General features: G+C 71.0%; 12 protein-coding genes. 1 reads left to right on the plus strand and 11 read right to left on the minus strand.

What is annotated here, in order from left to right; translation table 11 throughout:
* Window positions 1–167: 167 nt before the first annotated feature.
* The 11 genes from ACLQ2W_RS00815 to ACLQ2W_RS00865 all read right to left on the minus strand — a co-directional run bounded on the left by ACLQ2W_RS00815 (window position 168) and on the right by ACLQ2W_RS00865 (window position 9,912).
* Window positions 168–1,634: a tyrosine-type recombinase/integrase gene (locus ACLQ2W_RS00815; protein ID WP_425784832.1), complete on the minus strand. Its 1,467-nt coding sequence runs from the start codon at window positions 1,632–1,634 to the stop codon at window positions 168–170.
* Window positions 1,635–1,728: 94 nt separating this feature from the next.
* Window positions 1,729–2,004 carry a helix-turn-helix domain-containing protein gene (locus ACLQ2W_RS00820; protein WP_425784833.1) on the minus strand — a complete coding sequence of 92 codons (276 nt, stop codon included), beginning with the start codon at window positions 2,002–2,004 and terminating at the stop codon, window positions 1,729–1,731.
* 75 nt (window positions 2,005–2,079) lie between these two features.
* The gene (locus tag ACLQ2W_RS00825) at window positions 2,080–2,532 is read right to left on the minus strand and encodes an XF1762 family protein (RefSeq protein ID WP_425784834.1); all 453 of its coding nucleotides are present in this window, start codon (window positions 2,530–2,532) and stop codon (window positions 2,080–2,082) included.
* Window positions 2,529–3,713, minus strand: a complete 1,185-nt coding sequence (locus tag ACLQ2W_RS00830) for a DNA-methyltransferase (protein ID WP_425784835.1) — start codon at window positions 3,711–3,713, stop codon at window positions 2,529–2,531. The genes ACLQ2W_RS00825 and ACLQ2W_RS00830 overlap by 4 nt, the downstream gene beginning before the upstream one ends.
* The gene (locus tag ACLQ2W_RS00835; protein WP_425784836.1) at window positions 3,683–4,564 is read right to left on the minus strand and encodes a hypothetical protein; all 882 of its coding nucleotides are present in this window, start codon (window positions 4,562–4,564) and stop codon (window positions 3,683–3,685) included. The genes ACLQ2W_RS00830 and ACLQ2W_RS00835 overlap by 31 nt, the downstream gene beginning before the upstream one ends.
* Window positions 4,533–5,078, minus strand: coding sequence for a DNA cytosine methyltransferase (locus tag ACLQ2W_RS00840; protein ID WP_425785981.1), 546 nt, complete (start codon window positions 5,076–5,078; stop codon window positions 4,533–4,535). The genes ACLQ2W_RS00835 and ACLQ2W_RS00840 overlap by 32 nt, the downstream gene beginning before the upstream one ends.
* The gene (locus ACLQ2W_RS00845; protein WP_425784837.1) at window positions 5,074–5,964 is read right to left on the minus strand and encodes a hypothetical protein; all 891 of its coding nucleotides are present in this window, start codon (window positions 5,962–5,964) and stop codon (window positions 5,074–5,076) included. Before ACLQ2W_RS00845 ends, ACLQ2W_RS00840 begins: the two co-directional genes overlap by 5 nt.
* Window positions 5,961–6,923: a TRM11 family SAM-dependent methyltransferase gene (locus ACLQ2W_RS00850; protein ID WP_425784838.1), complete on the minus strand. Its 963-nt coding sequence runs from the start codon at window positions 6,921–6,923 to the stop codon at window positions 5,961–5,963. The genes ACLQ2W_RS00845 and ACLQ2W_RS00850 overlap by 4 nt, the downstream gene beginning before the upstream one ends.
* Window positions 6,916–7,791, minus strand: a complete 876-nt coding sequence (locus ACLQ2W_RS00855) for a hypothetical protein (RefSeq protein ID WP_425784839.1) — start codon at window positions 7,789–7,791, stop codon at window positions 6,916–6,918. The genes ACLQ2W_RS00850 and ACLQ2W_RS00855 overlap by 8 nt, the downstream gene beginning before the upstream one ends.
* A 353-nt stretch (window positions 7,792–8,144) precedes the next feature.
* Window positions 8,145–9,035, minus strand: coding sequence for a hypothetical protein (locus ACLQ2W_RS00860; RefSeq protein ID WP_425784840.1), 891 nt, complete (start codon window positions 9,033–9,035; stop codon window positions 8,145–8,147).
* A gap of 667 nt (window positions 9,036–9,702) precedes the next feature.
* Window positions 9,703–9,912 (minus strand): hypothetical protein, encoded by a 210-nt coding sequence (locus tag ACLQ2W_RS00865; RefSeq protein WP_425784841.1) that lies wholly within the window; start codon window positions 9,910–9,912, stop codon window positions 9,703–9,705.
* Window positions 9,913–11,517: 1,605 nt separating this feature from the next.
* Here ACLQ2W_RS00865 and ACLQ2W_RS00870 point away from each other — a divergent pair.
* On the plus strand, window positions 11,518–11,901 hold the full coding sequence (locus ACLQ2W_RS00870; protein WP_425784842.1) for a pilin: 384 nt from the start codon (window positions 11,518–11,520) through the stop codon (window positions 11,899–11,901).
* Window positions 11,902–11,903 lie beyond the last annotated feature (2 nt).

The following is an 11,903-nucleotide window of genomic DNA, read 5'->3' on the forward strand; positions in this document are numbered from 1 at the left end:
GTCACATGTGGCACTCGTTCCAACACCTGCGATACCGCAGCCGCAAATAGGGTAAATGGCCTCTAGTCTGGAGTTTCTTTCCGATCGAATCGGACCCATTGTGCGATTTTCTGCTTCATGCAAATTGCATATAGCAAGCGTGGGGCGCCGATCCACAAGACCCGACGCTACGCCGCCTTGGGGCGGTTGCGGCGCGGGATCAGCTTGGTCGTCGCCTCGGCCGTGGTCTTCTTCAGCTCCGCCAGCACGGAGGTGTAGGTGTCGGCGGTCAGGTTGTAGGAGGAGTGGCCGAGGGTGTCCTGGATCTCCTTGATGGTTGCCCCGGTGGCGAGCATCAGGGTCGCGGCGACGTGCCGTAGGTCGTGGAACCGTACCGGTGGCAGCCCCTTGCGTTCAACGAGCCGGTCGAACCGGCCGGTGACCGTCTCCGGGTGCCACGGCTGACCGTCGCGTTGCCTGACGAAGAAGATGTCCCCGTCGACCCAGGCGTCACCGGCGATGACCTTCCATCCGGCCCGGCGCGACAGGTACCGACGGAGGCTCGTTACGCTCTCGTCGCTGAGGTCGACGACCCGGTCCCCGGCTGCCGACTTCACCGTCTTCTCGACGATCTTGTAGCCGACGCTGGTGCGCTGGGTGGTGATGGTGATCGCGGCGGCCTCCAGGTCCACGTCGTAGTCGTGCAGGCCGCACAGTTCGCCCCGGCGTGGCCCGCGGTGGACAGCCAGGTCGAACAGGGCATACAGCTCGGGGTCCTGGGCTTCGGCGAAGTCCAGGAACTCGCCTACCTGCGTTGGTGTCCAGACCATGACCGGGCTGGGTCGCTGCCCTGTGCGGCGCCACCGGTTGACCGCCACATCGGTCCACAGCCGAGGCTTGGGTGGCCTGCCGGATTTCAGCTCGACCGACTCGGCCGGGTTGTGCTCGAGCAGTTTGTGGCGGTAGAGCCGGCGCGCGTCGTTGAGCGCCTTACGTAGCGTCGCGAGGATTCGCTGTTGGCTTGCGGCGCCGACCGTGCGGATCCCCTTGACCGTTTCGCGGATCTCTCTGACCGGGCTCGCCTTGGCGGTAAGGATCTCGGTGTTGCGCGCGTCGATCGTCGCGAACACCGACTCGATGTGCGCTACGCCGAGTTCCTGCAACACGACCTGCCCCAGATGCGGCGTCCAGTACTTGTCGATGTGGTCCTGGTAGCTGCGCCGGGTCGCGGGCGCCAGCTTGGTCCGACCCTTGATCCACTCGGCGAGGTACTCGCCGAGGGTGAGTCGGTTGTCGATGGGCGCGTCGGCGCGGATGCGGCGGGCGACGTGGTCGGTGTCGGGGAGGGGCTGGTTTGGCTTGCACGCCTGCAGCAGGTCGGCTATTTGCCGACGTAGCACCTCGTCGCGGCCGGCGAGGTCGAGCAGCTTGCGGGCGTGGTCGCGTTCCTGTGCGGCCTCGTCGCGGGTGTCGAAGCCGGTGCGGCGTAGTTGCCGCCGTTCTCCGGCGGCGTTGGTTGGAAGTTCGATTTGATAGCGCCACGAGCCGTGGTGGGGGTTCCAGCCGCTGCCGCGGCGCAGCTTGGGGCATTGGGCGCCGAGGCGCTTGCCGTCTTTGCGGCAGCCGCAGCGTTTGGTGATGGATCCGTCTGCCATGACGAGTTCTCTCCTCGCCGATGGTCGCCGGTGGCGACCATCGGATTGTCGGGTGTCCGTTGGGTTGTGATCACCGCTCGTTTTGTCGGCGTGATCAAGTCGTGGGCGGCGGGGTGGGGTGTTCGGTGGGGACGCCGAGGGCGGTGAGGATCGCGGCGACGGAGACTCGGTAGCGGGATCCGACTCGCAGCACCGGCACCGGTAGCCGGTTCCGGCGTGCCAGTTCGTAGGCGCTGCTGCGAGATAGGCCGAAGATCTCGCCGACGGTGGCGACATCGGTGACCGCCCCGAGCGCGCGGATGCGCTCGATGGTCCACACCGAGGCGGGCAAGGCGGTAACTCCTGCAGAAGTGCTGGCAGTGCTGTCCATGAGGTCTCGTCCTTTGGTCAGAGAGGAAGGGGCCCGCCACCGTGGCTTCGGATGGATGTTCCGCTGGCGCGGTGGTCAGTTCGACGGTTCCCAGCGGCTGCGCGCGATGTCAGCGGTGCCGTGGTCGACGCGGGGGCGACTGGGTCGCGACCAGCCCGGTTGCGGTGGTCGGGAGGCGACGATTCGCCACCCGCTCGCTCGTAGACTGACTCCGCTTTCCCCCTGTTGGGTGTAGGTGACCAGTCGTCGGTAGCCGAGGGCTTTCGCGGCTCTCCAGGCGGCGCCGTAGAGCATGCTGCAGCCGTTCGGAGCGGTGTCGGCGACGGCGACGCGGGTGACTTCGAGGGTGTGGCCGTCGTCGAGTAGCCGGGCGACGGGCCGCCCGACCACGGCCACTCCGACGAGAACGTCGTCCTGAGCGATGCCGATCGAGAACTTGTGTCCTCGGGGTGGGCTGTGGTGGCGGTGCCAGTCGGTGATGAACTGGCAGGCTTGGGCGAAGGTGACCGGTACGAGACGCAGGCTCATGGCCGCGCCGGTGGAAGGTGTGGGCGTAGTCGGGTGAGGGCTTCGTCATGGAAGCGAGCGGCGATGTCGATGCCGATGTAGCGGCGGCCGAGTTGCATTGCGGCCAGGCCGGTGGTGGCGGCCCCGGAGAAGGGGTCGAGGACCACGCCGCCTGCCGGGCTGCCGGCGGCGATCGCTCGTAGTGGCAGGTCGATGGGGAATGGGGCGACATGGGAGCCGCGGTAGGGGCGGGTGGCGATACGCCACACGTCACCCGGGTTACGGCCCCTGTGGTGTGCGGCCGTGTGGGCGTGTCCGAGTGGTTTCAGGTTGCCCGCCGCAGCGCGCGGCTCGGTGGTGTCAGTGAAGGTGTACTTATTGCCGTAGGCGGTGGCGCCCCGACGGCGGGCGGTCGCCCCGATCCCGCCGGTGGGGCCTTTGCGGGTGCCGCCGATAACTCGGGTGCCGTCGGCGGCTGTCGGGTGGAGCAGGGGTATGCGGATGGGATCGAGGTCGAAGAAGTAGATGGGCGACGGGGTGAGCAGGAAGATCAGTTCGTAGGTGGTGGAGAGGCGGTCGCGGACGGATTCGGGCATCGGGTTGGTCTTGGACCAGATGATCGCGTTGCGCAGCCACCAGCCGTCAGTTTGTAGCGCGAACGCGATCCTCCAGGGCACGCCGAGGAGGTTCTTGGGCGCGAGGGTGTCCTGCGCGCGGGGGCGCGCTGGGCGTCGGCCTCCGGGTTGTGGCCGGCCTGCTTGGGGTGCGCCGCCGGAGGCGCTGCTGTAGCTGTCCCCGAGATTGAGCCAACACGTGCCGGTGGGTGTGAGCACCCTACGCACGTGACGGAATACGTCGACCAGCCGGTCGACGTATTCGTCGAGGGTGGGTTCGAGTCCGTACTGCGGGTCGGACCAGCGGGCGGGGCATCGCCGGCAGGCGGCGCCGTCGACCCGGCGGCGCGCGTCGTGCGGGCAGTCGGGGTTGCCGCCGCTCCAGCGGCCGGTGCCGTAGTCGCGCAGACCCCAGAACGGGGGTGAGGTGACGACGCAGTCGACGGACGCCTCGGGCATCGCGGTCAGCACTCGTTGGGTGTCACCGAGGTAGAGGGTGAGCGGCCCGTCCTGGTGGTACTGGTAGTCGGCCAGGCTCGCCGGGTTGTTGTCTAGGGTCATGACGGCGCCTGCCAGCGGTGGGGGCACAGCAGGAGCCGCAGCGCGGCTGCGGCCTGTTGCGGGACGACGCCGTTGCCCAGGACCCGCAGCGCGAGGGTGCGCGGCAGGCCCAGCGCTGGGTCGGTGACGTGGCCTGCGTTGAGGCCCATGAGCCATTCCACGAACGGTGGGGCGAGCACGGGCTTGCCGTGCTGCCCTGCCTGGGTGGGCTCCGGTGCGCCTCGGCCGAGCAGCAGTTCCCACCGGGCAACGGCGGAGGCGTAGCCGCCCCACCGGTCCTCGTCGAGGTGACCGAAGCCGGCGACGGTGGTGCGCAGGTCCGCGCCGCCGTCGCCGTGGTGTCCGGGGCCGCGTCCGTCGGATGCGCGGGGGGTGGGCAGGGTGCGGGTGGGTACCCGCACCGCCGCCGACGGCAGGGTGAGATCGCCGTGCGAGCCGCGTTGCCCCGGGCAGCCTTTCGCTCCGTCGGTGGCCCGTGGGGTGGGCAGCAGTACCTGCGACAGCGGGGGCCGGAACCCGGCCCCCGCTTTCCGGCCGGGGGTGCCGGTGTCGCTGGCGCGTGGGGTGGGCAGCAGCCGGGTGGCGTCGGTCAGCGTCCGGCCTTGGTGATCGATTGGGGTGGCGCGGCTGGCGGTGACGTTGGCCGAGGAGCGGCTGTCGGCCACCGTCGGAGTGGGCAGGAGCTGTCCGGCGATGCCGGCCAGGCTGGGCCGGCGCGCCGCTCCCGCGGACGGGGACTTGTTGGATCCGTAGGCCACCGCGGTGGGGGTGGGCAGCAGGCTGTGGCGGCTGCCGGCCGGTTCGATCAGGTCGGGTAGCCCGTACTGGTGGCCGGGACCCTTGCCGTCACGGGCGCATGGTGTCGGCAGCGTCCGCACCCCCTGGGAGTCGCTCTGCGGGTACGGCGAGCAGGAACAGCCGGTCGCGGCGGTGCGCGGCGCCGATGTCGGATGCGCGTAGGCACGTCCAGCTCGTGTCGTACCCGATCGCGGCCAGGTCGGCTTCGACGACGTCGAAGCCGCGCCGCAGGAGCGCGGCGACGTTCTCCACGAACACGAGCGGCGGTCGAAGCGCGCGAACGGCGTCGGCGACAGCGCTCCACAGGCTGGAGTGCGCTCCGGTGATGCCGGCTCGCTTGCCCGCGTTGCTGATGTCCTGGCAGGGGAAGCCTGCGGTGAGGATGTCGACGGGTGCGACGGTGTGCCAGTCGACGGCGCGGATGTTGCCGAGGTTCGGCACGGCGGGCCAGTGGTGGGCGCAGACGGCGGCGGCGTGCCGGTCGGTCTCGGCGTACCAGGTGAGTTGGCCGCCGAGCACCAGCTCGACGGCCATGTCGAGGCCGCCGTAGCCGGTGCACAGCGATCCGATGCGGGGTGGGAGCTGTTGCTCAATGGCGCACCTCCCGCCCCGGCGGGACCGACGAGTCGGGCGTCGGCTCGGTGACCGTGTCGGGGTGGGGACAGGTCCACGGCCCACACCCGGGCGTATCCGCCTGCGCCTCGACCCGGGGGCGCAGGCGGACCTGATCGAGGGGGACGCGTTGTCGGTGCAGGAAGAACTGCCCCCGCAAGGGCTGCCCGGCGGCGTTGGCCCGCGCCGACCCGTGGCGGATCGCCGCGTCGAAGGCCACCGCGTCGTCCCAGCCGGCGGGGTCGTCGCGGCGCAGCCGCACCCATTCCGCGTCGGTGCGGAACGGGCATCCGACGCACGCGCTTCGAGGGGTGTCCGCCCACCCGTGATCGGTGAGGTAGGCGAGGCAGTCCGTGCGCCGCCACCCGAGGTCGAGCAGCGGGAACGTGTTGCGCATGTAGGCGACGTCGGCGTCGCGGGCCCGGCCGATCTCGTCGAGGCTGATCCCGATCGCCATCTCGGCGACCACACCAGCTGGGACCCGGGCGGGGTGCGGGTAGCCGAGGCGGCGCCGAACCTCCACCTTGATGGGTTTGATCTTGTACTCGCCCGTGCACTGACGTCGGGCCATACCTCGCTCACCGTGGCGTCCGAGGGTGAACAGGGGCATCGAGGCGAAGCGGTGTTCCGGGTCGAGGGCGTCGCGGCGGATGTCACCCGCGGCGACCCGTACGACCGGGATGCCGGCTGTGGCGGCGAGTTGCTCCAGGCGGCGCAGGTGGGTGTAGACCGCAGCCGGTTCCCAGCCGGTGTCGGCGAAGATCGCCGCGTCGAAGGAGGGGACCTGGCCGTGCGCGGCGAGCAGCAGCAGGGTGGAGCTCTGCACTCCGGCACCGAGGCTGAGGTATCGGTGCGTGGGTGCGCTCACGCGATCACCTCACTCTCGCCGGGGTTCGAGATTCCTGAACCGGAGTGGTCCGGCGGCTGGCGGAAGATCAGCACGTCCTCGTGCGTGATCAGGTGCAGCGGGGTGCCTCGTGAGCGGGCCTTGCGGATTTGTTGCAGTTGAAAGAAGGACGGGCGGGCGATGAGTTGTCCGTCGCGGACCGCCGCGAGGAGCGCGACGCACCGCTCGGTGGGGGTCAGGCCGGCGCGGACGCCGGCGGCGATGACGGCCGAGGGCAGGTCGACCAGATGTCCGTGTTTGCGCCACGGTCGGGCGGTGACCACGACGGTGCCGCCGGGTCGCAGCAGCGTGGCGCAGCCTCGCAGGATCTGCTCGAAGCCGTCGGCGAGGCCGGTGAGGTCGCGGTAGGCGAGGTTGCCGCGGTCGGCGCCGTCGTTGTAGGCGTTGTCGAACTTGCCCACCCCGTGCTCGCCGGGGCGGACCAGTCCGTGCACGGTCGGCCCGTACGGCGGGCTGGTGACCACCAGCGCGACCTGTCCGGTGAGGGCGGCGGGCAGGAGAGCGGACAGGCGGGTGGCGTCGCTGCGGACCACGGACGCGCGGCCGGTGGCGCCGTGGTGGTGGGCGTGGGTGATGTTGGCGTCGGCGATGTTGGACCAGCGCGGCTCGTACTCGACGCCGATGGCGTCGCGGCCGGCGTGGATGGCCTCGACGAGGGTGGTGCCGATCCCGCACATCGGGTCGAGGACGAGGTCGCCGGGCCGGGTGTAGGCGTGCACCGCGTGCGCGGCGATCGCCGGGAGCATCCGCGCGGGGTGCTTGACGGACTCGGGCACGTAGCGGCCTCGTCGCTGCACCGGTCCGGTGCGCTGCGCGGTCGCCCACACCGACAGCCCTTCCGACGGTGTCGGGTGGCCCTGCCGGTCCTGCGCGTCATCGGGGGCCGGCTGATTGGGGTCGCGGGTGGGGTGGTCAGTCACGCTGTTCACCCCCGTCGCGGCGCCGCGCGCCCGGCACGGGGGAGAACACGAGCAGATCCGCGTGGACCCGCAGGTGCGCCACCCACCGCGGGTGAGTGAGGGTGAGCAGTTCCTCGTCGGTGGCGTAGTAGGCGAAGTGGTCGCTGTCGGTGTCGGCGGTGACGGCGACGATGTGCTGCAGGTAGCCCAGCCCGGCCTGGGCGGCGGCGGTGGCGACAGGGCTGAAGTCTTCCGGAGCGGGCGTCGTCGTGGTGGGGCCGGTGACGACGAGGACGAGGCAGCCGCCGTGGCGCAGCAGCCGCGCGCAGACGGTCAGCAGCCATGCCAGTCGGACCCGGTTGACCGCGTCGTCGCGGTCCAGCGGCCAGGTCGCCACGACCAGGCTCGTCGCCCCCGCCACGGACGTGCGCCCCGCCTCGACGAGGTCGGCGGGCGAGGCGTCGGTGAGGTCGTCACCGAACCACGCGGCGATGTCGGGCACCGCGTCGCCGTCGCCGTCGCCGTCGACGGTGGCGGCGGCGGGGTCGCGGCGGGTGGGTGGGGTGGCCGGTCCGATGATCAGGCTGGACACCTCGGTGAACCAGGCCGGGTGGTGGCGGCGGCCTCCGGCCGCGCTGACGTCGGTGAGCGCGTGGTCGGTGGTGAGGTCGACGACGGCCTCACCGGGACGGGTGTAGGCGGCCACGAGCCGGTAGGCCAGCCGGGCGCCAACGCTGCGGCCGGCGTCGGCGGGGTCCTCGGCGGTGCGCCACACGGTGACCGGTACCGGCGGTTCGCCGGCGACCACGTCGATCAGGGTCGGGTCGGCCACGGGCGGGCCGAGCGGGTGGACGGGGACGGTGTGGTGCTGCGGCGTGTGCTCGCTCATCAGGTGTCGGCTCCGCGCCGCGCATGCAGTGCGCTGACTCTTATAAAGCCGCGTTTGTGTGCTCCAGCGAACGCCTGACCCGCTCACCGCGACTCACACGAACTCACGGCCGCCGCCAACAATCCACCCGCTACCGCGTCCGAGCTGCGGATACGCGCTCACAGCGTCCCCTCGACGACGGGAGAAGGCGCGGCAGTCTCCAGTCGCGTGCGAGGTGTCACGGCTCGCTGATGCCCGGCGACCCCCGCGGCTGCAGGGCCGTCCGCCGCGCCACCCGTCGGCCGGGCAGCGGCGGAGCAGCGCCCGCACCGGACGGGCCGGTGCGGGCGCCGCTGGGCACTGCCCTGATGCGCTCAGGCGGCGGCTGCCCCCTGCGCCGCGGCCCCGCTCGTTCTGCGGGCCGGCGTGCGGCCGGGCTTGCGGGCCGCACGCAGGTTCGCGCGCCGGCTGGCCTGCGCGGCGAGGTTCTCAGCTGCTTGCGGGGATGCCACGCCGGTGAGCACACCGCTGGCGAGCGCCTCGGCGATGCGGGTGTCGATACGACCGAGCCGCATCCGCATCGCCGCGGCGGTAATACCCAGACCAGCGGCGACGTTCTCGACCGATTTACGGCCCAGGCGCACCTCGATCCACGGGAATTCGTCCTCGGCGTCGATGACTCCGAGCCGCACCGCCCGGTTGACCAGCACATCCGGATGCCCGTAGGGCATCCGCGGTGTGCGCGGGCCGGTGATGTGCTCGACGTCGTCGACCGTGGTGTACTCCGAGGCCTGCTGGCGCAGCGTGAACCCCGCCCGCCACCCGAACCGGCACAACGCCGCGTAGGGAGCGGGCTGGGCGAGGTCCACCTGGTCGCGCAGCGCGGCCAGGAATCCCGCGAGGATCTCCGCCTCAAGGTCGTCGAGGTCACCGCCGTAGCCGACGGCGAGCTGGCGGGTGTAGCGGCGCAGCACGGGCATCGCCATGCCGACCGCGGCGATGACCCACTGCGGGCCGTCCAGGCGGGCCTTGCGGATGAGCTCCGCCCACACGGCGTCGCGTGCCTGCACGTCGCGCGGGCGCTGCAGCAGCCAATCCCGCACCTGCGTCAGCGGTAGCACGCCCGCCGGCAGGGTGAGGTCGCCGTCGGGATTGACCAGGTCGCAGTCGATGGTCAGCGGGTCGGGGTCGCCGGTCAACGCCTCGAACGCCACCTGCGCGGCGATCAACGGCGAGTCCGGCCAAGTGGTAGGGGTCGCGGTCATGACGAGGTACTCCTCACGAGTCGGTGACCGCCGCCGCTTTCCGCGACGGCGAGGCACCCATTAGCCCCCCGACCGCTCACACCGGCTCACACCGCAGCTCAGCCCCGAAATCCCCTGCATGGGCTTCCACAAGCGAGCACGTCCCGCTACCGCCGACCGGCCGTCGCGACACGGCCCGCGGCGACCTCGACAGGGCCTCTGGGCAGGGATGTGAGCGCCACGCCGTCGATGTTGTCGTCCGCTGCGAGCGAGCCGTCGACGGTGAGCCGCCGCCCGTCGCCGCGCCACTCACCGCCACTCACAACAACTCACAACGACTCACGCCCAGGACGGCACGTCGCGCGCAGCGGTCGGCGTCGAGCGGGTCGGTGGTCACCCACGATCCGCGTGCGGTCAGCCGCCTCGCCCGCTGCCGTCGGTTGTCGACGGCTATGCGTTGATCAGGACCTGAAGGGTGAGCCGGGCAGCCGCGAATGGTTCGGCGTCGGTGGCTGCCGATCGACCGGCGCACCGCATGTCTAGCGGCGCCGAGCACCATTCGACCAGACCGCCACATGAGCATGCTGCCTCCCGCCGATGGCGCCCAGCTCGCCGCGGTCGCCGCCTCCGCGCCCGCCTTCGGCCCCGCCGGCAGTCAACGAGCCGGGTCTACGACCCGATGACCATGTCAGCGGCATGGGTCGATGCCGGTGGTGTGCGGTCGACCGGCGGAGGTGGCCAGGACGAGCCGCCGGTCGACTGACACCAGGGCCTGCTCACCGTGACACAGGCAGTGGCGGACGTGTATGCCGTTGCGCACGTGCACCGGTGGCGCGGCGGCGGCGCCGCGCTGCCCGCGCCAGCCGGGGCGGCACGTCACGTCGCGGCAGCGCCGCATCCGCGCAATCTGATGACATGTCCTCACGGCAGGGCTACTGAGCTGGGCTTTGACATTCTTGGCCGCGCGCCTTACCCGTCGAGGCGGTGGCGTCACGGCGTGTCCACGCAGCCCGACCGCGGCATGGCCGGTCACGCCGTCCGGACAGGCGCACCACGCCCGCTTGGACGCACCGGCGGACGGTGTCCGGGCTGCCGCCGCCGACGCGACCTGGACACGGCGCCAAACACCTCGTGACATCGCAGACAATGGATGCCTGTGACAGGGGTGCTGCGGTCCGGGATGTGGAGACCGGGTGCACGGGGACGACCGTCGCGGCAGGCGCACATGATGCCGGGCATGGCGTGCCAGTGACACTCGTGCTGGCGCCGCTCGCATCGGCTCTCGATCGTCACGGCGCCGGCCAGTCGCGCGGATCCCCGCACCCCAGCGGTCCGGCCCGGGGATACCTTCGCGGGTCTGAACGCCTTCGCCGGCCCGTGCTCCGACGAGTTCGATTGTCTCAGCTGACCGCGACCGCGACGGTGAGGGTGGCCTCTCCCCGATGCGGTGGACCCGTCGTCTGAGCAATGGGGCGAGGTCAGCGCCCTCGTGAGGCGGTGCGATGCCACCAGTAACGGCCGCCGCCGGTGTGCGTGTGAGCGCGGATGCGCAGCTCAATGGGTGTGGGAAAGCCGGGGCAGGTCGGCGTGGTGAGTTGCCGTGAGTGCAGCGGCCGGTCGCGGGAGTACCTCGCCGACGGCGGTGGCGCCGCCGCGGTGAGTGGCGTCGGCCCGCTCAGGCCCTGCGCCGTCAGTAAGGCCACCGACCGGGCCCGCGTGAGCGCGTATCCGCAGGTCGTCGACGGCCAGGATCGGACTGTCCGTTCTCAAACAACCTGCTCCGACCGCAGCGCGCTGAGCTGGGCGGATCAGTTCAATTGAGAAAGCGGCAGGTCGGTTGTTCTCAGTTGATCTGCTCCGCACCGGCGTTCCGGGCAGGGTTTCTCAGTTGTCCTGCTCCGCAGAGCGGTTCGGTCCCGGCGCGCGACTCTGGCATCGCCACCACGGAGCCGTAGGGCAGCTCGGTGCCGCACCCGCCTGACCAGGTGATACCAGATCTCTTCGGTCGGCTGGCGAGTGAACAGCGGCGGTCGTAGCAGCGGCAGCGGAGCACTTTGACTGAGAAAGCTTGCGGGTCGGAGCAGAAACGTTGAGAACGGAGCAGGTCAGCTGCGAAAGGACACGGACGGCCGGCGACAGCCGTGAGTGGACGTGAGTTGCCGTGAGCGGGGCAGGCGTTCTCTGGAGCACACAAACGCCGCTTTTATAAGTGCGAGACCTTTCCGCACGCCGACCGGCGCTGGCGGAGGGTTCCGCTCGCCGCCGCAGGACGGGGCCCCTTCGACGGGCTGGTCGCGTCTGACGCTATGGACGTTTCCGGGTGCCGCGCAGATCGGTGCGCTGACACCTCATCGACTACACCGCTACCCGACAAGGGAGGACGTGCTCCTCCCGGGAACGAACGGTGCGTCGTGATGTCGTCCACACCCGTCCTGCGGCGGCGGTCCACCCCGTCCACTCGATGAAGCGTCCCGCATTCCGCGGGGCCGGAGGTGACCGTCTCATGTTCCGCATCCCGGCACGCGCGCGTGCCTTCATCCACTCCCGGACCGCTCGCCGGGTCGGCCGCACCGCCGCGCTGACCTGCCCGGTGCTGCTGTTGCTGTCCGTGTCCACCACCGCCTACGCCGACCTAAGCGTGCCCGCGCCGGCGGTGAACTCCTTGCCGGTCGTCATCGCCAACCTGCGGTATTGGCTGGTCGGCATCCTCGCCGCGCTCGCCACGCTGTTCCTCGTTCTCGCCGGCGTGTACTGGGCGACCGCCGGCGGCGATCCGGCGCAGGTCGAGCGGGCCAAGGGCGCCCTGCGCAACGCGCTGATCGGGTACGGCGTGGCCGTACTCGCCCCCATCCTGCTGGAAATCGTTCAAGGCATCGTCGGAGGCTGACC

Origin of the sequence: Micromonospora sp. DT227 (genome assembly GCF_049841835.1) — a bacterium.
Taxonomy (GTDB): Bacteria; Actinomycetota; Actinomycetes; order Mycobacteriales; family Micromonosporaceae; genus Micromonospora.

Excerpts from the sequence above, each read along its gene's own strand:
- ACLQ2W_RS00865 (WP_425784841.1), bottom strand. The coding sequence starts at position 9,912 with ATGCGGCGCTGCCGCGACGTGACGTGCCGCCCCGGCTGGCGCGGGCAG.
- ACLQ2W_RS00815 (WP_425784832.1), bottom strand. The coding sequence starts at position 1,634 with ATGGCAGACGGATCCATCACCAAACGCTGCGGCTGCCGCAAAGACGGC.
- ACLQ2W_RS00860 (WP_425784840.1), bottom strand. The coding sequence starts at position 9,035 with ATGACCGCGACCCCTACCACTTGGCCGGACTCGCCGTTGATCGCCGCG.
- ACLQ2W_RS00820 (WP_425784833.1), bottom strand. The coding sequence starts at position 2,004 with ATGGACAGCACTGCCAGCACTTCTGCAGGAGTTACCGCCTTGCCCGCC.
- ACLQ2W_RS00870 (WP_425784842.1), top strand. The coding sequence starts at position 11,518 with ATGTTCCGCATCCCGGCACGCGCGCGTGCCTTCATCCACTCCCGGACC.
- ACLQ2W_RS00825 (WP_425784834.1), bottom strand. The coding sequence starts at position 2,532 with ATGAGCCTGCGTCTCGTACCGGTCACCTTCGCCCAAGCCTGCCAGTTC.
- ACLQ2W_RS00855 (WP_425784839.1), bottom strand. The coding sequence starts at position 7,791 with ATGAGCGAGCACACGCCGCAGCACCACACCGTCCCCGTCCACCCGCTC.